This window comes from Synechococcus sp. PCC 7336, assembly GCF_000332275.1.
Lineage (GTDB): Bacteria > Cyanobacteriota > Cyanobacteriia > Thermostichales > PCC-7336 > PCC-7336.
On record NZ_CM001776.1, the window covers coordinates 5,016,665 to 5,041,963 of the forward strand.

Genomic DNA, 25,299 nt, shown 5'->3' on the forward strand with positions numbered 1-25,299 from the left:
TCTCCTTGCCTCGGCTCTAGAAAGAGGGTTAGGGGGGATGTGGAATGGCGATCGCCTGCATCATGAAAGAATAACTAGTCAGTAGACTGCGGTCTAGCACAGCCCGCGATCGCAGGTTTTTGTGTGACAATCAATAAAGTCCAGTATTCCCATCGGAATAGGCGAGATTCATGACGCTGCATCTGACCCCCGAACACTTGGATGCCATTCGACAACATGGCGAACGGGCTTTCCCGCAAGAGTGCTGCGGTTTGCTATTGGGCAATATCGAGCTGCAGGACGGACAGGAACACAAGGCGATCGAGGCTTTGTGGCAAGTGGATAACACCTGGGACTCTGCCGAAAATCCTGTGGCTGACGGCGAATCGAAAAATCGTCGCTTCCTGATTGAGCCCGCTGACTTCAAACGAGGTTACGACTACGCTCGCTCCTCAGGCTTAGGCGTTGTAGGCACCTACCACTCCCACCCCAACCACCCTGCCATCCCATCTGAATTCGATCGCCAACATGCTTTTCCGTGGGGATATTCCTGTGTCATTGTCAGCATTATGGCTGGAGCGGCTGCCGACCTGCGCAGTTGGGTTTTGGACTCCACCGATCGATGCATCGAGCAGTCGATTGAAACAACCCAGCCTACGATCGTTTGACCCCGACCCGGCAACCCCTGCGCTAGACTGCTAGACTAAATCCCCGACCCACAAGTTTGCACGTCCACTTGCTGCTACCGACCCCCTCGAACTATGCCTGTAAAAGTTCTCATCCCCACCCCGCTGCGAGCCTACACTAGCAACCAAGACAGTGTGGAACTCGAAGGCAGCAACATCGGCGAGATCCTAGATAACCTCACCGAAACCTATTCCGATCTCAAGCGCCATCTTTACAATGAGGAAGGCCAGTTACGGAACTTCGTGAACGTTTATTTAGGCGACGAAGACATCCGCCACCTGGAGCAGGGCAAAGATACGCCCGTCACGGGTGACGAAACCATCAGTATCGTTCCTTCCATTGCGGGAGGTTGCTAAATCATGGTGAATCTAGACACTTCCCAAATCGAGTTATCTCGGGACGAAATGGAGCGCTTCTCGCGCCACCTAATCCTCCCAGAAGTGGGCCTCGAAGGCCAAAAGCGCCTCAAAGCGGCTAGTGTGCTGTGCATTGGCAGCGGCGGCTTGGGCTCTCCCCTGCTGCTCTACCTAGCGGCTGCCGGTATCGGTCGTCTCGGCTTAGTGGATTTCGACGTGGTCGATTCTTCCAATCTGCAGCGCCAAATTATCCACGGCACCTCTTGGGTGGGCAAGCCCAAAATTCAGTCGGCCAAAGATCGCATTCTAGAAATCAACCCCTACTGCCAGGTCGATCTCTACGAAACCCGTTTAGAAGCCAGCAATGCCCTAGAGATCTTTTCCGACTACGACATCGTGGTGGACGGGACCGATAACTTCCCCACCCGCTATCTGGTCAACGATGCCTGCGTTTTAACCGGCAAACCCAACGTCTACGGCTCCATCTATCGGTTCGAAGGTCAGGCAACGGTCTTCAACTACGAGGGCGGCCCCAACTACCGAGACCTCTATCCCGAGCCCCCGCCCCCCGGCCTGGTACCCTCCTGTGCTGAAGGTGGCGTGCTGGGGATTTTGCCCGGTCTGATTGGCGTAATTCAGGCGACTGAAACTGTCAAGATTGTGTTGGGCGAGGGAACAACTCTGAACGGTCGTTTGCTGCTCTACGATTCTTTGAACATGAAGTTCCGAGAGTTGAAGCTGCGCAAGAATCCCGAGACTCCACCGATTGCGGAGCTGATCGATTACGAGCAGTTCTGCGGCATTCCTCAAGCGGCTGCAGCCGAGGAAGACACCAGCAACTCGATTGTGGAAATCGATGTGGCTGCCCTGAAGGCGCGCATAGATAGCCAGAAAGATTTCGTCTTGGTTGACGTGCGCAATCCTAACGAGTACGACATTTGCAATATTGAAGGGGCCACTTTGATTCCCCTCTCCGATATTGAAAGTGGCGATGGCGTAGAGCGCGTGCGCGAGCTGACCAACGGTTCCGAGCTAATCGTTCACTGCAAGAGCGGCATGCGATCGGCTAAGGCACTGAGGAAGCTACAAGAGGCTGGCATCAGCGGCAAGAACCTCAAGGGTGGCATCCTTGCTTGGGGCGATGCCTACGATCCCACGATTCCGAAGTACTAAGCGGCTTGATTGAACCGCAAGACCGGCTGAATCAGCCCTGCAAAACCGGCAAGGTAAGGAGCAAATGTCTCTGAATATTGCCGGTTTTGCTGTGAAGGAGGGGTTGCTCCAAGTCAGCATCGTGCCGGGTTTGACCTGAGTTCGATGACTCTGCATTGCCCTCACCCCCGACCCCTCGCCCAAGTTTGATACTGCTGGCCAATTTAACATTTAGAAATATTGGCATGGTGCAAGTCCTCTGCATGGCCCTCACCCCCGGCCCCTCTCCCAAGTTTGGGAGAGGGGAGAAACAGCCGAAAATCCTTACGGGGCCTTGTTCCCCTGCCCCCAAAGTTGGGGGTAGGGGTTAGGGGAAGGGGGCCACAGGCATCTAGACAAATGGCCAATGTTTCGGAATATGAATTTCGCCAGCAGCATCAAGTTTGGGAGAGGGGAGAAGCAGCCTCAAACCCGCAATCTACCGTTCTATTCCCCTTCCCCCAAAATTACGGCTGACGCCACGCTTCGCGAGGGGGGAAGGGGTTAGGGGATGGGGGCCAGTCTCTTGTCGAACTCACGTGGTTTGAGCTCGCCAATCCCGCGCAAGCTCGGTGGCATCTCAAAACGCTAAGTTTTAAGCTGGCGATATCTCACGCGATCGCACGGGGCGCGCTCATGGAACTCGATTTGCACAAGTGTCTGAACAATCTGCGTATTGATGCTGACTGGGTGGGCCTGCGCCAGATCTCCGAGGCAAGCACCACTCGCTCTGTCCGCGACGGTCACCCCCAAAGTAACGGGCGCAGTCGCAGTTGCGGCATCATGGTTGAAGTCTTAGCTAACGGACAATTTGGCTATGCCGCTACCCAGCGATTGCAGCCAGACAGCATTCAAGCCGCCGCCGAACGAGCTCGCCAACAAGCCCTCGCCAGTTCTGCCTGGGCCGTTCGCGCCTTTACCCCTGCCGTGCGACCGAAGGCCGTCGGTCAGTACAGTTCCCCCTTCCAAAAACCCCTCGAAGCCCTGAGCGCATCGGACTTGGTGGGGCTGCTCGTGCAGGTGTGCGACACCATGCGGGTATCGGACAAAGTGGTGAAAACCTCCGCGATGGCTCAGACGGTGGAGACAGAACAGCGGTTTGTCAGCAGTAATGGCTCGGATGTGTACCAGAAATTTTTGGCTGTCAACACCCATTACACCGCAACCGCTCGGGACGGAACCATTACGCAACAGCGAACGGACAATGGCTGGATGGCCCGCTGCTATCAGGCAGGGGTTGAAGTGCTGCATCCAGAAGAGGTCTTGACTCGCGCTCGTCAAATTGGCGAACAGGCGATCGAGTTGCTCGATGCCGAGGAGTGCCCCGAAACCACCACCACCCTGGTGCTCGCCCCCGACCAAATGATGTTGCAGATTCACGAAAGTGTGGGGCATCCGCTGGAGTTAGATCGAATTTTGGGGGACGAGCGCAATTACGCCGGATCGAGCTTTGTCAAGCTCTCGGATTTTGGCTCCCTCATGTACGGTTCGCCCCTGATGAATGCGACCTTCGATCCGACCGTGGCGGGGGAGCTGGCCAGTTATGCCTTTGACGATGCCGGTCTGCCCGCCCAGCGGGAATATTTAATCGAGCGGGGGCAATTGTTGCGGGGGTTGGGCAGTCTGGAAAGCCAAGTGCGGGCGGGGGTGCCCGGGGTGGCCAATTTCCGCGCGAATTCCTGGAATCGAGCCCCGATCGATCGCATGGCCAACCTGAATTTAGAACCGGGCGATGCTTCTTTTGATGAGATTGTGGGTTCCATCGAGCGGGGGGTTTACATGGAATCCAACCGCTCTTGGTCAATTGACGACTACCGCAACAAGTTTCAGTTTGGCTGCGAATATGCCAAGCTCATCGAAAATGGGCGCTTGACCAAAACCCTGCGCAATCCCAACTATCGAGGCATTAGCAGTCACTTTTGGAAAAATCTAGTCCAGGTGGGCGATCGCAGTACGTTCGAACTCTACGGCACTCCCTTCTGCGGTAAAGGGGAACCCAACCAATGCATTCAGGTGGGTCACGGGTCGCCGGTCTGTGCGTTTGAGGCGATCGAGGTGTTTGGAGGTGCAGCGTGAGTTTATCCGAGTTCGAGCGTTGGGAAGGCAGGTTCGATCGCCTCTGCGATCGCCTCCTGGACGGGTTGGGGCCAGGGGAGCATCTGGCGATCGAGCTGACGGGGGAAGCCAGTCATTTCATGCGTTTCAATGGCGGCAAAGTGCGTCAATCTGGGACAGTGGCCGATGCGGCCATCAAGCTGCAACTGATTTGCCAGGACCGGACTGCCTATGCTTCGTTCCCCTTTACTGGCGATCTGGAGAGCGATCGCCCCGAGGCGATCGCGCAATTGGCTGACTTGCGACAGGATCTGCCTCAACTCCCACCAGATCCCTATGTCGTCCTGCCCGACAATTTAGGGTCCAGTCGAGAGACTTATTCCGGTCGGCTATTAGCCCCCGAACGGGCTGCAGAGGCAATTTTGCCAGCGGTGCAGGGAATTGATTTTACCGGGAGCTATGCCTCGGGGCCGATACTGCGGGCTACCCGTAACTCTGCCGGACAGCGCCATTGGTTTGCCACCGAGACGTTTGTGCTGGATTATTCGGCGATCGCCCCCTCGCAAAAAGCAGTAAAGGCGACCCTTGCCGGTCAGCAGTGGAATCAAGCACAGTTCGAGCAGCGAGTTCGCCAGTCTAAGACCCAGCTCGATTTGCTCGATCGCCCCACCCGCTCCCTACCGCCGGGGAAATATCGCACTTATTTTGCTCCCGCTGCCGTGGCCGATCTGCTGGGCATGCTGTCTTGGGGGGCGGTGAGCGAAGCCTCGATGCGGCAGGGGGGAAGTGCTCTGGCCAAGCTGAAGGAGGGGAAAACTCTGTCGCCGCGATTGACGCTGCGAGAAGACTTCAGTCGCGGTACAGTACCGCGCTTCAACCAGTTAGGCGAAGTCTCCCCAGAGGAGGTGCCCGTGATTGTGGAAGGGGAACTGGTCAATACACTGGTCAATGCCCGCACAGCCAAAGAGTACGGGGTTAAGAGTAACGCCGCCAATGGATCGGAGAGCTTGCGCGCGCCGCAGGTTTCTCCCGGGAGGCTCTCCGACGATGAGATCTTGCAGCGGTTGGGGACGGGGTTGTATTTATCGAATTTGCATTATTTGAACTGGAGCGATCGCCAGGGCGGTCGCATCACTGGTATGACCCGTTATGCCTGTTTTTGGGTTGAGAGCGGCGAGGTTGTTGCCCCCATTACCGATTTGCGCTTTGACGAAAGCCTCTACGCATTTCTGGGGGATAACTTAGAAGAGCTGACCGCGTTTCAAGAGTTTGTGCCCAATGTGGGAACCTACGAATGGCGATCGCTGGGGGGGGCCTTAATGCCGGGAATGTTAGTGAATGATTTCACATTTACTCTGTAGGGGCTGCAGCCTTGGATTCAGCAAGGGAGCGAACATTTTGGCCCCAGCTCGATGTCTTCGATTGGGAACGATCTTGCTATAATTTGGGCTAACTAGGGATATATGTAACAATACCTATATATGTAACAATACCTAGCGGAAGCTGCTTCTTCAGTCGGCGATCGTCAACCTCGATGCATCCTCTTAGTTTGCACGAACATCTGAGTTTGCACGAACATCTGAGTTTGCGTGAAAGTGTTCCAAACTTCTGTTTCTCCTTAACTGTGCGAGTGAGTGGTTATGAATCTATCTTGGATAAACGGCACTACGCTGTCGGTGACTGCCCTGATGGCCTGCTTTGCGTTAGCACCCACAGAAGGATTGGCAGCGCCACCTTTATTAGCTCAAGCAGCTCCAGAAACAGGCTCTGAAGACAGTGTCGTCCAAGCGCCTCCACAAGCAGCTCCAACAGAATCCAATCCGCCCGCAGGCGAACCCGAAGTGCTCGTGGCAGAAGTGCTGATTCTGGGAACGGAAGACCCCGCTTTAATCCGCGAAATTTACGAGGCCATTGGCACGCAGGCCGGTCAAACCACCACCCGCACTCAGCTAGAAGAAGACATTAACTCCGTCTTTTCCACCGGTTATTTTGCCGATGTAGAGGCACTCCCCTCCGATACCGCCTTAGGGGTACGGGTAACCTACGAAGTCCGCCCCAACCCGATTGTGCGTTCCATCCGTGCTGAGAATACGACGGTTCTGCCCGATGAGGTGGTGGGCGATTTGTTCGGTCCGCAAGCTGGCGAAACCTTGAACTTTAGCGATCTCCAGTTGGCTGTCGAGCAGTTAGAAGCCTGGTATGCCGAACAGGGATTCGTATTGGCGAGTGTTAAGGACGTGCGCTCGACCGAAGATGGCGATGTGGTCTTGGAGGTGGCCGAAGGGGTGATTGAAGATATTCGCGTGGCTGGCAACGATCGCACCCGCGATTTTATTGTGACGCGGGAAATGGAACTGGAACCGGGGCAGGTGTTCAACCGCAATACAGTTCAGACCGACCTGCAGAATGTGTTCGCCCTCAATCTGTTCCAGGATGTCAATCTATCGCTAGAACCGGGAGATAACCCCGACAACGTGGTTGCGACGGTCAATGTCGAAGAGCGCAATACCGGTTCTCTCTCGGCTGGGGGCGGGCTCAGCTCGGGGGCAGGCATATTCGGTACCTTGAGCATTTCTCAACAAAATCTCGGCGGCAACAACCAACGGCTGGGCTTAGACATTCAAGTGGGGACCGAAGAGCTGCTGTTCGATGTCGGCTTTACCGATCCCCGCATTGCCCATTGGGAAACCCCCACCTCCTTAAATGTGAATGCGTTCAACCGATTTTCCAGCGATCGCGTCTTCGACGACGACCAAGATATTGTGCGGTTGGGGTCAGCCGCCACATTAGCCCGCCCTATTTCGGAAAACTGGCGGGCCAGCCTCGGAGTTCAACAGCAATTTGTCAGTATTCGCGATCGCGACGATGACGAGCCCCTCACCTTAGATGGGGATACCAACAGCCTCTCCAGCGTACGCTTCGGTGTCGTTCGAGATTTGCGCGACGATCCGATTCTGCCCAGTCGAGGTAACATCCTGCGGCTCTCGACCGATCAATCTATAGCGGGTTTCATCCTCAACGACGGTCTCACCCGCAACCGGGCGGAGGTGAGCTACAGTCACTTCATTCCGGTGAATTTTTTGAAATTTGAGGGACGCTCCCCCGAAGTGTTGGCGTTTGACGTGCGCTCCGGGAGCATCTTTGGCGATACGGCCCCCTTTGATTCGTTCCTGTTGGGCGGCGCTAACTCCGTGCGCGGTTTTGATGAGGGTCGCGTGGGCACGAGCCAAAGTTTTGCGCTCGCCAGTGCTGAATATCGCTTCCCCGTGTTTAACTTTATTGGGGGCGCGCTATTTGCCGATTACGGTACCGATCTGGGCACGGCAGATGGGGTTTTTGGCAACCCGACGGATGCGCAAGGTTTGTTGGGTAGCGCGTTTGGCATCGGGGCGGGCGTGCGAGTGCAGTCTCCGGTCGGTGCCATTCGGGTGGATTACGGCATCGGTCAAGGGGAAGATAGCGGTCGCGTTCACTTTGGTTTTGGGGAGAAGTTTTAGGGCGACGCCGCTCGCCCCCCTCTGTTCCCCTGCAGACCTGTAGGATAGGGGTCGATCGCTCCAGACAGGTTTCATGACTGACGTATCGTCCCCTATCGCCCAATCCCACAGTCTCTCGACCCAGCCCCTCGAAAGAACGCCTGCAGCAGTCTGGAGCGCGATCGCCCTCAACACGCTCATTCTGTTTGTCTGCAGCAGTGCGCGGCACCATCTTTTCCAATCCACTGCCTTCGATCTGGGCATTTTCGATCAGGTTGCTTACCTGATGAGCCGGGGGTTGCCCCCCTTTTGCACGATCAATTCTATTCACCATATGGCCGATCATGCCGCTTGGGCCTTTTACCTCGTGGCTCCCCTCTATTGGCTCTATCCCAGCGTTTCCTGGCTATTTGCCATTCAGGCGGCGAGCTTGTCTTTGGGGGCTTGGCCGCTATGGCATTTGGCTCGCATGGGGGGCTTGAATCGATCGCAGGCAATCGGCACGACAGCGGTTTATTTGCTCTATCCTGCTCTGTTCAATGCCAATCTGTTTGACTTTCATCCCGAGGTGATGGCGGTCCCGGCCTTATTGGGGGCGATTTTGGCGGCCAAACGCGATCGCCCGCTGGGGTTTGCGATCGCCATTGTGTTTGCGGCGGGCTGTAAATTTATCTTGGCCCTACCCGTGGCTGCGATGGGAATTTGGCTGTTAGTGGCCGAACGCAAGTGGTTGTGCGGGGTCTTGGCGCTGGGATTTGGCAGCCTGTGGTTTGCGATCGCGACGCAGGCGATCGTGCCCTTGTTTAAGTCGGGCAGCCAACATGCAGGGTTGGCGCGATACGCCTATTTGGGCAATTCTATTCCCGAGATTGTCTTGAATTTTTTCGTAAAACCCGGTTTGGCGTTGGGAAAGGTGTTTTCATTAGAGACGCTTGGGTATTTGGCTTTGTTATTGTTACCCGCCATTTGGGCGCTCTCGATTCAAAAGCTGGCCCCATTGATTGCGGCGCTGCCGGCGCTAGGGCTGAACGTGCTGTCTACAGTGGATGCCCAGCGAGACTTGGTGCATCAATATCAGTTGCCCATCTTGCCCTTTTTGATGCTGGCAGTCATTGGCGGTCTGACGGTAGGACGGCGACGGGCGTTAGGACGGCGGGCCATGACAATATTGTCGATCCTGGCCTTTTTGGCCTTAGCGAAGTTTGGATATTTCTGGACGCGCTATGTGGGCGAGCTCGATACGGCCCCAGCAACCCGAGAGGCGATCGCCTTAGTCGAACCTCGAGGCAGCGTCTTGACCACTGCCTCGATTGTCCCTCACCTCAGCCACCGCGCCACTATTCAGTCCACCCAGGTTGCCAACCCGCCCGCAACGGCAGAAGCCTTTGATTTTGTCTTACTCAACCTGCGCCATCCCGGCTGGTCCAGTTCCCCCGAGTATGCCGGTCGGCTCCTGCAACAGGTCGAGCGCAGCCCGCAGTTCGAGTCAGTGTATCGACGGGATGATGTGGTTCTGTTTAGGCGCAAGATTGAGGGGAGCGAACGGTCCGAGCTCATGCAGCCAGCAGAGCGGGATCTGACAGGCTGACCGGGATCGGTTCGCTACTGGCCAGTCTCAAGGGGAAGTTATGGGCGTTAGGAGCATGCATGACCTGCAATCCTAGCGTTGCCCGATTGAGGAGATCGGCTTCCGTGCCAATCACTCGTCCACTGCTGTCGAGGATTGAGGCGTTGAAGTTAAACCCGTTCAAGTTGAAGGCCATAATGCCCACGCCCAGAGCCGCAAACCAAATGCCGACGGTCGGCAAGGCAGCCAACAGCATATGAATGGAGCGCTTGTTTTGGAACCCCAAGCCCCGGAACAAAACGCGACCGAGATAACCGTAGTGACCGGCCATCAGATTGTAGGTTTCTGACTGCTGGCCGAAGCGATATCCCCTATTTGCCGACTCTAGATCGGAAGTTTCGCGGATGAGCGACGAGGACACCAGCGAGCCGTGCGTGGCAGAGAGGAACGCTCCCCCGAAGACACCCGCGACTCCCAGCATTTGGAAGGGATGCATTAAGATATTGTGGTCTGCTTGAAAGGCCAACATGAAATGAAACGTGCCCGCAATGCCGAGAGGCAGTCCTTCCGAAAAAGACCCCTGGCCAATGGGATAGACCAGCAAAACGGCGATCGCTGCTGCCACCGGTGCCGAGAAGGCAACTGCAATCCAGGGACGCATTCCGAGCCGATAGGATAACTCCCACTGCCGTCCCATAAAGCAGAGAATCCCGACGAGAAAGTGCAGCACAATCAGTTGGTAAGGACCGCCATTGAAGAGCCACTCGTCCAGAGAGCTAGCGGCCCAAATGGGGTAGAAATGTAGCCCAATCGCCGCTGAGGTGGGTACGACCGCTGCGGTGATGAGATTGTTGCCACCCGCAAGGGAGCCGATAACGGGCTCGCGAATGCCATCTAGGTCTACTGGCGGCGCAGCGATAAAGGCAAGGATAAAGCAAATGGAAGCAGTCAGTAGAGTCGGAATCATCAGTACGCCAAACCAACCAATGTAGAGCCGATTATCGGTACTGGTCATCCACGCGCAAAATTGCTCCCAAAGGGTATCAAACCTTACTAGTCTCCTTCGGCGTTTAGAGATAGTCACCATGACAAAAACACCTCTCTCAGAAGGTCGATGATGTTTGTTACAAAGAGCGATCGAACGAGCCCTCGGTATTCTAGCTATCGATCCCAGTCATCTAGCCAGCCTCTATTCACTCGAACTCTCGATTTCATTACATACACCGAGCAATCGATTGCGTACACCGAGGCAATTTAAATACTGAACAAGCTTAGACAAATAGGACTAGCGAGAATAACCTAAGCTCGTGATGTTTACACTTTATAATAACACGCTCGTTCGAGTGTGCTAATAGTATGGAAGTGAAGATTTTTAAAGAGCCTTGGGGAGTCTTTAGCAGTTTCCTCCCATTATGAATCAACTCCGTCCGCGTAGAGGGTTAGAGCTTCCTAGAGGTAATCTATCGAGGCTGAAGCTATCTCCCCATAATAGTTTCAGGCATTTTTTTAAAACTACGGTTTTCTGGCTAGACGTAGTTTAGGCTGTCACTGAATCAGCTAGTTCGATAATTTGCCTCTTCAGATCGGACCGTTCTTTAGAAGGATCTGGTGCATAGTTGAGGTTCTTAAACAGCCCAGTCATACGAGTGAAGTAGCTCCTAACAGATGATTTATCCTCGAATTTATACTCGCGTTTAACTAGATCGTATGCCAGCGAAAATGTGCTTTTCTGTCGTTGCAGCGGCGCACTGGCATCGACGGTATCAAAAGCATCCTGCTGCAGATACACCATATCTAAGAATAGAGATTTCTGGTAAGTGATGAAGTCCTCCAAAGGCGTTCCCTCTTCTCCTGTAACTTGCATCATTTGGTAGACACCGTCCCCGCTTTTCAACAGGGCGATCGCCTCGCGGACTTGGCCGGTCCAGCCAGAATGCAGTTTCCGCTCGAACCAATCTTTCAGTTGATTCGAGTAACGGGACCAAGAGATGAGGGGATCGACGGCGGGGTAGAACCGTTTATAGGCGCGATCAGCACTCAGTCCTAAAAAGGTCTTGACGGTGCTTAAGGTTGACTGGGTAACGGGTTCCTCAAAGTTTCCGCCCGCAGGGGAAACGGTGCCGATCGTCGTCAAACTGCCGAGACTGCCATCATTGGTGCGGATCGATCCCGCTCGCTCGTAAACCCCCTTGATGGATGAATCCAAATAGGCCGGGAAGGCTTCTTCCCCCGGGATTTCCTCCATGCGTCCCGAGGTCTCTCGCATGGCTTGAGCCCAACGGGAGGTGGAGTCGGCAATTAAAAGAACGTCGTATCCCATCTGCCGGTAGTATTCGCCTAAGGTGAGGCCGGTGTAAATGGATGCCTCGCGGGCGGCCACAGGCATGGAGGATGTATTGCAAATAATGATGGTGCGCTCCATCAGCGAAGAACCCGTTTTGGGATCGGTGAGTTTGGGAAACTCAGTAATGGTTTCTACCACCTCTCCCGCTCGTTCGCCGCAGGCCACCACAATGACAATATCGACATCGGAAAAGCGCGAAATCATATTCTGCAGGACAGTTTTGCCTGCCCCGAAGGGACCGGGGATACAGCCTGTGCCTCCTTTTGCAATGGGAAAGAAGGTATCGATAATCCGCTGAGTAGTAATGAGTGGCTCTTGGGGATAGAGTCGCTCGGAATAGCGCCGATCTAACAACAGTTGGGGCAAGGGACGACGCACTGGCCACTGCTGGACCATAGTCAAAGTTCGCTCCCGACCCGTCTCAGCTCGAATGCGGGCGATGGGAGTATCGACCGTGAAGCTGCCCTCCTGAATCCAGGTCACTTCCACCTCTCCCGGCTGATTGAAGGGAATCATGATTTTGTGGGTATAGCGACCCTCCTGCACAGTCCCGAGGGTATCTCCAGCCCCGAGCCGCGTACCAAATTCAACGGCAGGAACGAACGACCATTTTTTCACCACGTTCAGAGACGGGACGTAAACCCCTCTGGGCAGGAAGGTGCCGTGACCGACTGCCAGACTTTCTAGGGGATTTTGCAGGCCATCGTATACTTGGCCCAGCAACCCCGGCCCCAAGGTGACCGAGAGCAGTTGACCGGATTGTTCGACCCGATCGCCGACGCCAACCCCTCGGGTGCTTTCAAACACCTGAGCAACTGCCTCCCGACCCTGCACCCGCAACACTTCAGCCTTCAGCTTCTCGGCACGACCTTCACTTTCCCGCTGAGGACAAATGTAGACCACCTCATTTTTGACCAGCGGACGGGCATCAGTTTCGGCCATTTGAATGGAGACAATATCTTCTTGTACGGCGACCACCCGAGCGGGATTGAAGGTTTCGGCCATGAAACATCCTCATGCAAAGACTTTGTCTAGTTCTTCCAAACCAGAATCGACGAGTTCTGCAAAACGCTCTGTTGCAGCTTCTCCACTGTAGGTTGTCCAGCGAGCTACGAGATCCCAGCGCAATACGTACAGAACCACTGCTTCGAAGTCGAATTGGTGCCCCTGACCGATGCGCTCGAGATCGGTCCAGACGATATCCACCAGAAGTTTTTCTAGAGGAAGGAAATCGCTTGCATCCATCAGACGCTTGGCTTCCACAATCCAAGGAAATTGGGCATCCAGTTGAAAGGCTGGATGCGTCCAGTTGCGCGCGATCGAGGCAACCCAGCGACCGTATCCCCAGGGCTGGCCTGCAGGCGGCGCGCTTTCCCCTCGGTGGCGGCGGCGCAAGGCAGCCAGAATTGTGCGAAACTCCATTCTGGACATCACAGCCTCTTGCAACACGCTGCTGTTGAGCTGCCCGAGCAGCCGTTCGGCAGCCGCCACAATGTCAGCATCGGTTCGGTCCATCGATTGATTGGACCAGCGCAGCACGTCTTCGATCGCCTGCAGCGTTGCTGCATCGCGTTCGGACAGCATTTTCAAGCGGTTGTCTAGCCTGATTCTAGACAGGGGGGGAGGTTGAGAGACTGAGGGGCGGTGCAGGTAGGGCAAGCTTGCCATCAAAGTTGCATACTTGAAATTATCGGCCATTATCGAACCATCCCTTCTAGCAGTGCCCGGAAGCGAGGCTGGAGGTGATCGAGCAGGGTTTCGGCGATCGCGCGATCGCTCAAATCCAGCACCACTTCGCTGTCCACTAACCGCACCCTCAACCCGCCTTCACCGTCCTTCGCCATTCGAAAGGTGACCCCCTCCCGCAATAGATCTCGCCCGATCAGACGGACAAAATGGGTCAGAATTCCCTCTTCGAGCTCTTCTGGGTTGCGGCTGAGTTCTTCGAGGCCCATCACCCGTTGGGGTAGCAGGACTTCGATTTTCTCGGCAACGGCTGCCTCCTCTTTGACTCGACCGGTCACCTCCAGAATGAGCTTCTGCAGCAACTCTTGCTTTTGGGTTTCCTCGCCAACGAGCCGCCGCACCTCCCCCGTAAATTGCTGCATGAGTTTTGACTTCAAAGTAAGAACGGCATCGCGGGCGGCGATCGCGAGGGCATCTCGCCCGGATTTTTTTAAGGTTTCAATCTCTGCTTTGGCATCGGCAAGCATTTCGTCCACCTCTTCGCGAGCTTGCTCGAGAATCAATTTGGCGTGCGATCGCGCATCGTCAACGATCTGGTCGGCCTCACTTTTACCCCGTTCTATACCCTGTTGTCGCAGGCGATCGATCAGAGCTTGGACCCCTGCAGAGACTTCGACGGCATCCCTTTGCTCAGCCATAGTATTTTCTCCTTAACTCCCCGAGAGTTCCCCTGCGGCCAGAAGGGCAAAAATGAAGGCAAACACTGCAAATCCCTCCACAATCGCCGCCGGAGCCAGGGATATACCGAATACTTCCGGTTTGACCTTCGAAGCCAGCACTGCAGATGCGCAACACTTGCCTTGATAGATGGCATTAATCATTAACGCAACTCCAGCACCCACGCCAATGCCAAACATGCCCACCGCAGTTTGCGGCGTCACCGATTGATTCAGCAGTTGGAACATCACCACAATGCCGTAAATCACTTGCGAAGAGGGCAGGGCGGAAATACCGATAAAGCGACCGTAGCCTCCTTTGGTATCGATTGTGGCACCAATCGCCGCTTGACCGGCGATCGCACAACCCACTGCACTGCCGATCGCCCCCAGAGCAACCGGTGCGTACAAGCCAATCCATCCCAACAAGAGGATGAAGTCATTCATGATTCGATCTCCTTTTTTGCGAAGGGTCGGAAGGAATATCCTTCCTCCTCTAAACTCCAACGGAAGAATTCAATAAAGTTCAATCGCAAGCCGTGGACAAAACCACTAATGATGGCCAGCAGCAGGTTGATGCCGTGTCCGAGGATGAAAATGCCGCTTGCAAGCAATATGCCCAAACCGGGCACGGCATCGGCGACTAAGCCAGCAAGATTATTGAACGTGATGGCCAGCGAGGCACTGGACAACCCGAGCGCAAACAGCCTCAGGTAGCTGAGGGCGTCGCCAAACATCGTGGTGATGCCGGTCAGGGATCTGGCGCCATCCACGAGGCGAAGGCAAGCTGAGGGAATGGAATCGAGCTTGCGATCGCTCCCCAGCAGCACCATCGATGCTAGCCCTAAAATCAGCAGTGCAATGCCTGCAGTTTTAGCTGCCGCGCTGCCATCGTCCCCTCCCCCCAACACAAACAGGAAAAACCCGCCGAGGATGACGGCAATCCAAGCCAAGTGGATGACCTTGCTGGAGAACTTGTTGGCCTGCAAAGCAGCCGCAGCATTAGCGAAAACTAAATGCGAGCAGCCAATAAAAATTGATAGCGGCATCATGATGTCGAATTGGCTGACATCTAGCCTGTTCAGCTGAGCCACAAACGATCCGGCTGGAGGGGAGAAGCCGAAATAACTGCCCACCAAGATGCCGTACAGTAAGGACGCCCCCAGAATCCAGACTGCGAGGACGCGCAAGTGTTGGCCGTTAGCGCTCTTGCCCATCCGCCGCCAGTTGTAGAGCAGGGGGATAGCCAGCAGTAGCGCATATCCGGCATCCGCCACAATCATGGCGAAGAACAGTCCAAACGAGAAAAATACAACATTCGAGGGGTCCCAGTCGCGATATCCCGGCATCTGATAAAAGCTGACCAAATCCTGGCCGCCTCTCAACAGCGGTGGGTTTTCCATCAAGGTTGGCGGAGTATCTTCGGGACCTACCGGCTCGATCGCCAGTGCCAGTCCGTGCTGTTGGGCAAATTGCTCTAACTCGGCAGATTTCCGCTGCGGCACCCACCCCTGTACGACCAGAATGCCCTGACTGTCTAAAGTCTGTTGTTCGGCCTGACGGAGGGCCACTGCATCCTCAACCCGAGCCAAACTCTTTGCCAGCAAGTAGACCCAGCGGCTCAGAGATTCGTGCTCGGCAGCCAGATCTTCCAATTCGATTTCCGTCTCCTGCAACTGGCGTTTCAGCTCGTCTAGGGGCACCGACCCCGTGTGGGTGCGGGGAACGGGGAGGGCGTCGGGGGCGGGTTCCTTTGCTGCAATTACCGCAATGTAGACGAACTGACGATCTTCGTGAAGCGTCTGCCAGGGCAAAGCCAAGTCCTGCAAAGACTTAGTTTTGCTGTGGGGAATCCGATAGAACCAGAGGAGATAGCCGCCCAAGGTCTCTCCAGGCAAAACAAAGTTTCCCCAAGGGGATAGCTGCTCGATGCGGTAGGCCAGAAAGGCTCGGCGGTCCTCCAGCTCCCGAAATTTGCGCTTATTCTCTAATGCAGCGCGGACAACCCGGTCTAGATCGAAGCGATCGCGATCGCGCACTCGCTTTCGCTGGCGGGGTGCTTCAATTAAATGCCTCCACGCTTGTCGAGCCGGGGTATCTCGATCGGCCGTTCCTTCTTCAAATTCTGCAGGTGCCGGCCGTAAGGGGATCGGGTGCATGCAGCCCAAACTCTGCAATCCGGCAAGCAGAGCGGCTTTATCGGCGCTTGCTCCGCATACGGTTACTTTGCACAAGGCAACAATCGTCACGATGCGGCCCCCTTCTTGCGCTTGGCAATCTTGGCAATGACAACAGCCGCACGTTCGGTATCGGACAAGTAAATTTGAATTTTCTTAATATTCTTGCGAGTGCGCGGAATCAACACTTTATCAAATAGATTGACCCGCTGCGTGATGGTGCGAACCGCCTCTTCCAAGAGCTCCAGCCGCTTCGTGGCCACCTGCATCTGCAGTTCGAGCTCTATCGCGACCTTTAAAAAATCCACGAGGTGATCGATCCATTGGGGCTTACCTAAGAGAGCGTAGTTGCGCACCTCAATATCGACTGCATCTAGCTTGGGCAGTTGCGTACCCACGACGTTCTCTCGACTCACTCGCACGTTAGTGGCTTTGACCAACTGGGCGAGCTCTATCCCTCGATTGCCCAGCATGGGAAGTTTCTGCGCGACAATCGGCTCGATCTCTGCCAACTGGGCTCGACCCTCAATCAACAATTTTCGCGCTTTTGCTTGTTCGGCGACCAGTTGCCTGCGCTTGAGATCGAGAGATGGCAGGTAATCATTAAAGGTTTTGAGCTGGCGCTTCTGTTTGGTCAGCGAAGACTTATTGAGTGCCAATCGTGCCATTTAGGCCACCTTTGCCGCATCGGGCTTCGATTCAGAGTTTGCCAGTTTAGAGTCTGCCACCTGCAGGTTCTGGGGATAGTACTTATCGACAAGCGCTTGCTTCATCAGCAACTCTTCCGGTTTGAAGCATTCTGCCAGGGTTTTCCAGGCTAGATCGAGAGCTTCCTCCAGCGGCATGGAGACTTCGATATTCATAAACCGGGTTCTGAACAGTTGACCGAATTTCAACAGCCTGCGATCGAACTCGGAGAGCTCGAATGCCATCGACTGTTTTTGCTCGGCATCGATTGCGCCAGCATAAAAGCGGATTGTGGCATTCATAATTTGGCTGTGATCTTCGCGGGTGGCCTTGCCGATGACGTGTTGTTTGAGGCGAGAGAGAGAGCCAAACGGATCGATAACGCCATCGTGGAGATAGAACTGGCCTTCAGTAATGTAGCCAGTATTGTCGGGGACCGGGTGGGTGATGTCGTCCCCTGGCATGGTGGTGACCGTGAGAATTGTGACAGACCCCCCCTGAGCGTAATCGGCAGCCTTTTCGTAGCGTCGAGCCAGTTGGGAGTAGAGATCGCCCATGTAGCCCCGATTGGAGGGAACCTGGTCCATCGCAATCCCGATCTCTTTGAGGGCGTCGGCAAAGGCCGTCATATCCGAGAGCAACACCAAAACTCGCTTGCCTTCTTCCACGGCAAAATGTTCTGCCACTGCCAAGACCATGTCGGGCACGAGAATGCGCTCGACGATGGGATGAGAAGCCAGATTCACAACCATCACAGTACGTGCCGAGACGCCCGCTGCTTCAAAGGCGGAACGGAAGGAGTAATATTCATCAAAAATGAGACCCAGCCCTCCAAACACGACAACGTCAGCCTGGGCCTGTATGCCAATCCGAGCCAGGAACTGATTGAACGGTTCGCCGGCCACGGAAAAGATGGGAATCTTTTGACTCTCCACCAGGCAATTGAAGACATCAATCATGGGGATGTCAGTGCGGATCATTTTGGAGGCCAAGACGCGCCGCACGGGGTTGACCGAAGGCCCGCCAATGGTTACCTTGGGCTCGTTGGTCAGGTCTGGACCGCCGTCAATGGGTTCTCCGGTTCCTCGGAAGATTCTGCCGAGAATATTGTCTGAATAGGTCATTTGCATGGGATGGCCGAGGAACCTGACCGACGAGTCAGTCGAGATTCCCTTGGTCCCCTGGAACACCTGGAGAGCAACAATATTGTGCTTGACATTGATAACCTGAGCGATAGATTGGCCGCTGCTGCTGCTGTCCACAAAAGCGAGGTCGCCAAAGCAAGGCTTTGTCTCAGTTTTGTAAGCACTTTCGGGCACCTTGACCCGAATAATATCCCCAACAATCTCGACAATGTTGGAATAACGAATCAATGTTTGCGACATAATGCACTCGCCAATGGAGAGTTTTACTCCACCAGTCATTTACCTCAACATACAGCTCAAATATTGCAGACAGAAATATAAATTAGAATTTCTTAAATAAATCTCGCTAAACCCTGTCTAGATTGAGATCTAGAGTTTTCAAATATTGCAGTCGTCTCCCTGAATCTCCCACCAGTGGGGGACTTGTGAGAGTTGCTCGGCTGCGTTTCACAGCTTCAATAGCAGCGATCGACAGCGCTAATGAGATAGGCTAATAGCTGCGCCTGCTCAAAACTATGATTGTCAGGCTAGACACAGCCTATGGCAGGTTAACACATTAAAACTTGGTTGATTCTGAGATTGTTCAGAGGAATCTGGGAATTTTAGCGATCGTAACAAAAGAGGCCAGATCGAGCTATCTTAGCATAGAAAGTGTATCACCCTCTGGGCATTGTAAGTTATTTAAATCACGGCACTGAGACAGGTAACTATTTGTGGTTCTTAAAGCGCGATACTCGAAATGTTGTCGGAGATTTTGCTGTCGTCCGAGTCACAAGTCTTAATGGGCTGAGGGGGTAATTGTAAATTTTGAGTAACAAACAGAATGGTGGCATTGTCGAACACTGTTTACACAGCCAATGCGATCGACATGCTCTCCATAAGCATCTCGGTGCTATTTCTGGGTATGTTTATCAACCGCAAAGTTCAGTTTCTGAGAGATAACTATATCCCTCCAGCGGTGACTGGCGGCCTGCTGTTCAGCATCCTTGCGATGTTTTTGTACAGCCGACTCGGCATTGAAATCAACTTTGACTTGCGATTTCGCGACCTGTTGCTACTAGTGTTTTTCAGTACCGTCGGCTTATCGGCTAGGATACGTACTCTCCTGGCAGGCGGAAAAGCCCTGGCGAGCCTGATTGTTGTGGCGGCAGTATTCCTGTTCGTCCAGGATGTCACGGGCATCGGTCTGGCACTGCTGACCGGACAGCACCCCGGCTATGGCTTGATGGGGGGCAGCGTGTCATTTGCTGGCGGCCACGGCACCGCGATCGCTTGGGGTATGGAAGCAGAAGCAGCCGGATTAACAGACGCCAGCGCAGTGGGAATTGCCTTCGCCACATTCGGACTCATTTGCGGAGGCTTGTTGGGCGGCCCCATAGCGCGCCAATTGATGAAAAGAATCGATCGCGAGCACTCGTCTGAAGATAAAACTGTCGCAGGCCCAAAGCTGGAGACGGATGCAGCCCGAGATGTGGCAAGCCCTTCGGATTGGTTGTTCGAGGTTTTGAAAGCACTACTGCTTCTAGCGCTCTGTGTCAGCCTGGGAGACGCAGTCAACCGATTCCTGTTTGCGGAAGGTGTCCTGCTACCCGGCTTCCTGACCTCCATGTTTGTTGCTATTGCCATCGCGAATCTGTTCGATCTGATGGGCATACCGCTCGACAAGGAACTGATAGACCGTTTTGGAGAAGTCAGCCTCAATATCTTCCTCAGCATGAGTTTAATGAGTCTGCAACTGTGGACTTTGGCCAGCGGCGCACAGTTGATTGTGTTGTTGTTATTCCTGCAGGTGTTACTGATAAGCTACTTTGCGGCTATTGTTGTTTTTCGCGTGATGGGGCAAGACTACGACGCAGTGGTCGTATCGGCAGGCTTTGTCGGTCTCGGCCTGGGTGCCACTCCGATCGCGATCGCCAACATGGATGCCGTAACCCGTCGCTACGGTCCCTCGCCAAAAGCTTTTCTGGTCATACCGCTGCTTGGCGCCTGCTTTATCGATCTGCTGAATGCGGCTACCATCAAGTTCTTTATTGCCGTTATTGCGCGCTGGTTTCTATAGCATTGAGCCTCGTGCAAGGCGATCGCAGCTATCGCAATGACCGTCGCGATCGTGTCGATTCTGGTCTTCCCCTGCCTGCCTGACACATCTCCAGAGAATCGAAGTAGGCGACCTCAACGAGGCTCTCAAAAGTTACGTCAACCCTCACGTGCTCGTGATTGATGAGATGGGCTATCTCGGCTACGGGCTGGGGGCCGCCGATATTCTCTTCTAGGTCGTGGACTGGCGCTACCACAATCGAGCTTACGGTAACAAACCTGCCGACTCACCTGTTACCTGACAGTTGTACCTCAAGCCGCGTTTGGGTCAACAATTTTAGTTCCGTGCAATGGAGCTGCGGCAATCGAATATTGAAGGTTGCGAACACAAAAATAAAGGAAGTTGAGATACACTACAATCTCTCAACTTCCCTAAGATGAGATCCAAATACATGTTAGTTAAGATACATACTAGTCAATCATTTCCTTTGTCTTGTCCTTGAGGTTCTCTATTTCATGCTCGGCTTCGGCTTCGGCCTGCTTCAGTTGACCTTCAGCTTTATCCTCAGGGTTGCCAGTAATTTCCCCTACAGCTTCCTGAACTTTACCTTCAATATTTTTAGCAGTTGCTTTTAGTCGTTCTTCGATCGACATAACTATCCCCTACTTAAATCCTGCTACTCTTCTAACATGTACCCTCATCAAAGCACCAACATCTATCTAAAGACATATTTTGCTCTCAGTAGATTCTGTCGCATCTGTATTATCTGCTGCCTAGGCTAGTAAAATTATATGCATGCAGATCTGCATGCATATAGCCTATCTCTCTAACTCATAAGAATTCTAATCGATTACATCTTTGGCCTTATCCTTGATGTTCTCTTTCTCTTGAGCAACTTGAGCTTCAGCTTGCTTTGCTTTGCCTTCAGCCTTGATTTCTGGATCGCCGGTCAATTCACCTACTGCCTCTTGAGCTTTACCTTCGAGATTTTTAGCTGTAGCTTTTATTCTTTCTTCAGTACCCATATCTAGATCTCTATTTTCAGAAACTTCATCTCTAATCTAGACTTAATCTAGAGGCGATCGCGTCCCCTATTAGATGTATCTGCGCTTGAAAAGAGTCTTCCTTTAGGATGATGACACAATTTAGTTCGAGTAGATAGAGATTGCATTGTAATGATCCCTCTTATGTCATATTAGCCATAATGGAGTAGAAGTTATTGTCCGAAGAGGAAAGAAAAATAGGTGTAGTAAGGTCTGCAGTTCAGATTGTAGGCTGCATTGACCAATATTGTGAGTATTATCGTCAAGTGTTTCCAGATGTCAGAAGCTTTGAGCATTTTAAATATTTACTTTATATAAGGTTGAGAATGGCATTGTGAGCGTGAATGCATATGGAATCTTAGGGGCGACAGCTTTCCCACTACTATCCCTCTTTGAGTCCCCTATCCTTTCTCGACAGATTCATTTGAGTCGATCTCGCCCTTACCAAAAGCCATCAAGCTTTAATACAAAATCGGGCAAAATAGGACTCCCCAATAGCTGAGTTGGTTGTTGCAACATCTCCTTTGGCTGTCCGGGGCGATAAATCTCAACCTGCTTTGTGCCGCGATTCAATAGCCAACCTAGCTGCACGCCATTATCTATATACTCTTGCAGCTTGGCTCGAGCCTCTGCCAAATTGTCACTGGGAGACATCAGTTCCATCGCAAAATCGGGAGCGAGGGGCGGAAATTTCTCTCGTTGTTGAGGGGTAAGAGCATTCCATCGATCTCGTTTTATCCATGCCGCGTCAGGCGAACGGTCTGCACCGTTTGGCAAGTGAAACCCAGTCGAAGAGTCAAAGACAATTCCCAGTTGAGATTGCTCGTTCCACAGACCTAACTTCATCAGTAGACTGGCGTTCCGAGCTCCTGTCTCGCCCCCCGTTGGAGCCATAACCACGAGATCTCCCTCTGCCGTTCGTTCTAGCTTCCAGTCTGGATTTGCTCGGCACAAATCGTAGAACTGGTCGGATGCGAGTGTTGCTGTAGCAGGCATCTTGAGGATGGAGGGGGTCATGGGCTCAATCCACTGAAGCTACTGGTATTCTAGCCTTCGCGATCGCCTCCAAAACTCTCGATCGCGACGAGCGCGCCTCTGTCAAACAGCAGGTAAACTGCGGCATCGCCGTACGCACAGCCCTGCTGTATCTGATGGGAGGCAGTCGATTGCCAGACTAAAACAACCCGTTTGTGAAAGCCGCAATGACTCCGCGACCGGTGAGAAGTTCGATCGCCAGAGCAGAGAGAAGCCCAATCATTGCCAAGCGGCCATTCAGTTGCTCGGCTTGTTGTGTGAACCCAATGCTGGATTGCTCCACATACATCTCCGGCTCGATCGCAAAGTTATTCAAACGGCCTCGTTCGTCTACGGTTACACCCTTTGGCATCAGTTAGCTCCCAAATGACTGGCTATGCTATGTTACATAATTTAACGCAAATGTTAATCTTTGTAAGCAGCAAAGGGATGCCTACCACGAGCTTCTCGTGCGTTTGTGCCAAATGGCGGCTAATTTAGCAAGCGATCGCGCGCTCTGTCACGCCCCGATAGAAGCTTTCCAATTGGTGGGTGGCGGCTTCCCAGCCCCATCGTTCGGCCTCTTTGCGAGCATTTGCGCGAATGTCGGCAACCCGATCGCGATCGCTCAACATCTGTCGGGCCACATTGACAAACTCTGCTTCGGAATTGGGCTCGAACAGATAGCCATTGACTCCCTCTTCAATAATGTCGGTGATACCGCCAGAGCGAGCTGCCATTGCCGGACAGCCCGCCGCCATTGCTTCTAGCAACACCAGCCCTAATGTTTCGGTGCGAGAGGGAAACACGAAAAGATCGGCAGAGGCGAAAGCTGCCGCCAGGGTTTGGCCCTTGAGATAGCCCGTAAAGACAACGTCGTGCCCGTCAAAATGCTCTTCCAGCACAGACCGATCGGGACCGTCCCCCACAATCGCCAAGCGCGTTTCCGGCATCTGCTCCAGGATGGTGCGAATGCGGCTGACCTCCTTTTCAGCAGAGAGGCGACCGACATAGAGAAGCAGCGGACGATCGGGTTGGCCGTCACTGAGGCGATCGCGCATTTCATCCGAGGCGGCGCTGGGATGAAAGAGCTCGGTATCGACGCCCCGCTGCCACACCTTCACCCGCTCGATGCCGTGGCTGCTCAGCTCCTCCTGCATTGCGGTAGAGGTACAGAGGTTGAGTTGGGCGCGGTTGTGGCCCAGCTTGAGTAACCCCCAGAGGGTGCCTTCTAAAAAGCCGAGACCGTAGTGCTGCAGGTACTTGGGTAAGTGGGTGTGATAGGACGCCACCAGCGGCACCTTCATGGCGTCGCTGTAATACATTCCCCCTAAACCGAGTACGGCAGGATTGACCACATGAATAATGTCGGGGCGAAAGCGGCGCAGCACTCGACCGATCGCTGGCCCCGGAGCGGCTAATTTCAGTTCGGGGTACATCGGCAGGGGAATACCCGGCATACCGTAGACGCGGGCGCGGGCGAAGCGGCGAGGGGCACCATCGACGTCGGGAGCGATCGCAATGACCTCGTTGCCGTGGGCGGTGAGGTGTTCGATCGTGTGACACAGGCGCGTCACGATGCCGTCAATCTTCGGCAAAAAGGTTTCGGTAAACAGGGCGACGCGCATAGGCTTGCGGGTTCCTCGCAAAGAGCGATCTCTTCAGTCAATAGGTATGTATTCTGAGGCGCATTGTACAGGAATGCGTTTCCCCGTGGTGCAAGAAACTTTGGCGCGGAATTCTCGATCGAGCTCTACTGAGGTTGAGTGTTTGCCAGATTACAAACTGAAAACTCGAATCGTTTCTCGCTCATTTCATTGCCGAACCAACGGCGAAACAAACTCGCCATTCCCCCTCAACTGAATTGCCCTCAGTTTGACAACTACTAGACCTGCGATCGCAGTCACACGATCGCCGCGATCGCGATCGCCAGCATTTTTCTATTGCCATTAGAGGATAGTTTTATCGCTCAGGACAGATCGCAATGCTTTCCCGTCACAAAGCTTCCCAATCTCTCTCGGCACTGTTAATGGGGTCTCTCCTGGTGGGGACTGCACTCCTAAGTTCTGCCCCCACCGAAGCCCGCAGCGTGCGAGGAGTCACTCCAGACCCCGAGTCCAATCTGGTGCAACTGCAAGCAGCGAACAAGCCTGCCCTGCTGGAGATTCCCCCCCGTGAAGGAGGCGAGTGCGAGACTCCTACCACCCCCAAGATCGATTTAACCTGCGGCAGTTATGCCGTGAGTTGGAGAGATGTCAACGGCGATCGGGTTCGAGCTCAGCTTTATTTATCCAGAAGCGAACCCTACATGGACGTGCAATTCTACAACCCACTGACGCAAGCGATGGCGAACGTTCGCCAAAAGCTTGTTGTCCGAGGCAATCGCGCGATCGGCTACAACCCAGTGGATGCTTATACTGGGGCACCAGTCAGCGATTACAGCTCGGATGTCTTGGAAGTGAACGGATACAGCATTGTGGCGCGCGATAGCTATGGCTCCTATCCAGTCACGTTGGCTTTATATTGAACCCCTCAGGAAGATAAGTCGGGAAAAACTGCGTTTGGCTGTCTGCGAAGATATTAAATTTAGCTTGCGATCGCGAGGACTACCCATCCATCAGTCGCATATTTTTAGTCAACATTTTGCGACAAAACGGTTTGTTTACAGTGGTGCTCTGCAACAGACATGCGGGTTTGGTATTGAGAACTGGCTATCGATTTGCCACGGCCTTGCGAGCTCAGGGCGATCGGTGCTAGACGCCGTCACGTTGCTCTACTGAGCAATGCAGGTATCGATCGCAAAATGTCCTTTTGACATTATCTCAAGAAAAGACATAATTGACTTGTGACAACTTACAGGCTGAAAGCTGGCTTACTCGCTGAACTTGCCACCTCAACTGCAACAGCAAGGGTGGAAAGTAAAAATTAGAGATCGCGAACGGGTGGAGCCGCCCCATGTGACGGTCATCTGCAAGCGCAATAGCTGGCGTTATGGCCTGCGAGAAAAAGCGTTCTTGGACGATCGGCCAGATCCTCGCGATGTCCCAGATGCGCTTCTTGCGGAGATTGCAGCGCAGCTCGACACTCTGAGAAAAAAGTGGGACGAAATGTACCCGGAGAATCCGGTGGGAGGTTAGG

At 53.8% G+C, this 25,299-nt stretch carries 23 protein-coding genes; 10 read left to right on the forward strand and 13 right to left on the reverse strand.

Going from position 1 to position 25,299, the window contains the following annotated elements:
- The first annotated feature begins 170 nt into the window (after positions 1-170).
- The 7 genes from SYN7336_RS27520 (at position 171) to SYN7336_RS23475 (ending at position 9,332) form a co-directional block, all read left to right on the forward strand.
- Positions 171-647: a M67 family metallopeptidase gene (locus SYN7336_RS27520; protein WP_017328385.1), complete on the forward strand. Its 477-nt coding sequence runs from the start codon at positions 171-173 to the stop codon at positions 645-647.
- A gap of 93 nt (positions 648-740) precedes the next feature.
- Positions 741-1,022, forward strand: coding sequence for a MoaD/ThiS family protein (locus tag SYN7336_RS23450; protein WP_017328386.1), 282 nt, complete (start codon positions 741-743; stop codon positions 1,020-1,022).
- 3 nt (positions 1,023-1,025) lie between these two features.
- Positions 1,026-2,195, forward strand: a complete 1,170-nt coding sequence (gene moeB / locus SYN7336_RS23455; protein ID WP_017328387.1) for a molybdopterin-synthase adenylyltransferase MoeB — start codon at positions 1,026-1,028, stop codon at positions 2,193-2,195.
- Between the two features lie 654 nt (positions 2,196-2,849).
- Positions 2,850-4,289: a TldD/PmbA family protein gene (locus tag SYN7336_RS23460; RefSeq protein ID WP_017328388.1), complete on the forward strand. Its 1,440-nt coding sequence runs from the start codon at positions 2,850-2,852 to the stop codon at positions 4,287-4,289.
- Positions 4,286-5,629, forward strand: coding sequence for a TldD/PmbA family protein (locus SYN7336_RS23465; protein ID WP_017328389.1), 1,344 nt, complete (start codon positions 4,286-4,288; stop codon positions 5,627-5,629). The genes SYN7336_RS23460 and SYN7336_RS23465 overlap by 4 nt, the downstream gene beginning before the upstream one ends.
- A 279-nt stretch (positions 5,630-5,908) precedes the next feature.
- The gene (locus SYN7336_RS23470; RefSeq protein ID WP_156820303.1) at positions 5,909-7,765 is read left to right on the forward strand and encodes a BamA/TamA family outer membrane protein; all 1,857 of its coding nucleotides are present in this window, start codon (positions 5,909-5,911) and stop codon (positions 7,763-7,765) included.
- A 73-nt stretch (positions 7,766-7,838) separates the two neighbouring features.
- A complete protein-coding gene (locus tag SYN7336_RS23475) occupies positions 7,839-9,332 on the forward strand; it encodes a DUF2079 domain-containing protein (RefSeq protein WP_017328391.1) in 1,494 nt (497 codons plus the stop codon).
- Here SYN7336_RS23475 and psbA read toward each other — a convergent pair.
- The 8 genes from psbA to SYN7336_RS23515 all read right to left on the reverse strand — a co-directional run bounded on the left by psbA (position 9,298) and on the right by SYN7336_RS23515 (position 18,306).
- Positions 9,298-10,398: a photosystem II q(b) protein gene (gene psbA, locus SYN7336_RS23480; RefSeq protein ID WP_017328392.1), complete on the reverse strand. Its 1,101-nt coding sequence runs from the start codon at positions 10,396-10,398 to the stop codon at positions 9,298-9,300. The two genes, SYN7336_RS23475 and psbA, sit on opposite strands and share 35 nt — an antisense overlap.
- Before the next feature lie 450 nt (positions 10,399-10,848).
- Complete coding sequence (locus tag SYN7336_RS23485) at positions 10,849-12,660, reverse strand: V-type ATP synthase subunit A (protein WP_017328393.1); 1,812 nt, start codon at positions 12,658-12,660, stop codon at positions 10,849-10,851.
- A gap of 9 nt (positions 12,661-12,669) precedes the next feature.
- Positions 12,670-13,353, reverse strand: coding sequence for a DUF2764 family protein (locus SYN7336_RS23490; RefSeq protein ID WP_017328394.1), 684 nt, complete (start codon positions 13,351-13,353; stop codon positions 12,670-12,672).
- On the reverse strand, positions 13,353-14,039 hold the full coding sequence (locus tag SYN7336_RS23495) for a hypothetical protein (RefSeq protein WP_017328395.1): 687 nt from the start codon (positions 14,037-14,039) through the stop codon (positions 13,353-13,355). The genes SYN7336_RS23490 and SYN7336_RS23495 overlap by 1 nt, the downstream gene beginning before the upstream one ends.
- 12 nt (positions 14,040-14,051) lie before the next feature.
- Entirely contained in the window at positions 14,052-14,504 is a 453-nt protein-coding gene (locus SYN7336_RS23500; RefSeq protein WP_017328396.1) for an ATP synthase subunit C, read from the reverse strand.
- On the reverse strand, positions 14,501-16,306 hold the full coding sequence (locus SYN7336_RS23505; RefSeq protein ID WP_017328397.1) for a V-type ATP synthase subunit I: 1,806 nt from the start codon (positions 16,304-16,306) through the stop codon (positions 14,501-14,503). The genes SYN7336_RS23500 and SYN7336_RS23505 overlap by 4 nt, the downstream gene beginning before the upstream one ends.
- On the reverse strand, positions 16,303-16,902 hold the full coding sequence (locus SYN7336_RS23510; RefSeq protein WP_017328398.1) for a V-type ATP synthase subunit D: 600 nt from the start codon (positions 16,900-16,902) through the stop codon (positions 16,303-16,305). Before SYN7336_RS23510 ends, SYN7336_RS23505 begins: the two co-directional genes overlap by 4 nt.
- Positions 16,903-18,306 carry a V-type ATP synthase subunit B gene (locus SYN7336_RS23515; protein WP_017328399.1) on the reverse strand — a complete coding sequence of 468 codons (1,404 nt, stop codon included), beginning with the start codon at positions 18,304-18,306 and terminating at the stop codon, positions 16,903-16,905.
- A gap of 583 nt (positions 18,307-18,889) precedes the next feature.
- Here SYN7336_RS23515 and gltS point away from each other — a divergent pair.
- Positions 18,890-20,125, forward strand: coding sequence for a sodium/glutamate symporter (gltS, locus tag SYN7336_RS23520; RefSeq protein WP_017328400.1), 1,236 nt, complete (start codon positions 18,890-18,892; stop codon positions 20,123-20,125).
- Between the two features lie 449 nt (positions 20,126-20,574).
- Here gltS and SYN7336_RS23525 read toward each other — a convergent pair whose 3' ends face one another.
- From SYN7336_RS23525 to SYN7336_RS23545, 5 genes are all read right to left on the reverse strand, one after another.
- The gene (locus SYN7336_RS23525) at positions 20,575-20,757 is read right to left on the reverse strand and encodes a CsbD family protein (protein ID WP_017328401.1); all 183 of its coding nucleotides are present in this window, start codon (positions 20,755-20,757) and stop codon (positions 20,575-20,577) included.
- Between the two features lie 189 nt (positions 20,758-20,946).
- Complete coding sequence (locus SYN7336_RS23530; RefSeq protein WP_017328402.1) at positions 20,947-21,129, reverse strand: CsbD family protein; 183 nt, start codon at positions 21,127-21,129, stop codon at positions 20,947-20,949.
- Between the two features lie 459 nt (positions 21,130-21,588).
- Positions 21,589-22,164, reverse strand: a complete 576-nt coding sequence (locus SYN7336_RS23535) for a Uma2 family endonuclease (RefSeq protein WP_017328403.1) — start codon at positions 22,162-22,164, stop codon at positions 21,589-21,591.
- 157 nt (positions 22,165-22,321) lie between these two features.
- Complete coding sequence (locus SYN7336_RS23540; protein ID WP_017328404.1) at positions 22,322-22,534, reverse strand: chlorophyll a/b-binding protein; 213 nt, start codon at positions 22,532-22,534, stop codon at positions 22,322-22,324.
- Between the two features lie 124 nt (positions 22,535-22,658).
- Positions 22,659-23,789 carry a glycosyltransferase family 1 protein gene (locus SYN7336_RS23545; RefSeq protein ID WP_017328405.1) on the reverse strand — a complete coding sequence of 377 codons (1,131 nt, stop codon included), beginning with the start codon at positions 23,787-23,789 and terminating at the stop codon, positions 22,659-22,661.
- Between the two features lie 356 nt (positions 23,790-24,145).
- Between SYN7336_RS23545 and SYN7336_RS23550 the strand changes: the two genes are divergently transcribed.
- Entirely contained in the window at positions 24,146-24,688 is a 543-nt protein-coding gene (locus tag SYN7336_RS23550; protein ID WP_038026235.1) for a hypothetical protein, read from the forward strand.
- Between the two features lie 358 nt (positions 24,689-25,046).
- Positions 25,047-25,298: a hypothetical protein gene (locus SYN7336_RS23555; protein ID WP_156820305.1), complete on the forward strand. Its 252-nt coding sequence runs from the start codon at positions 25,047-25,049 to the stop codon at positions 25,296-25,298.
- Position 25,299 lies beyond the last annotated feature (1 nt).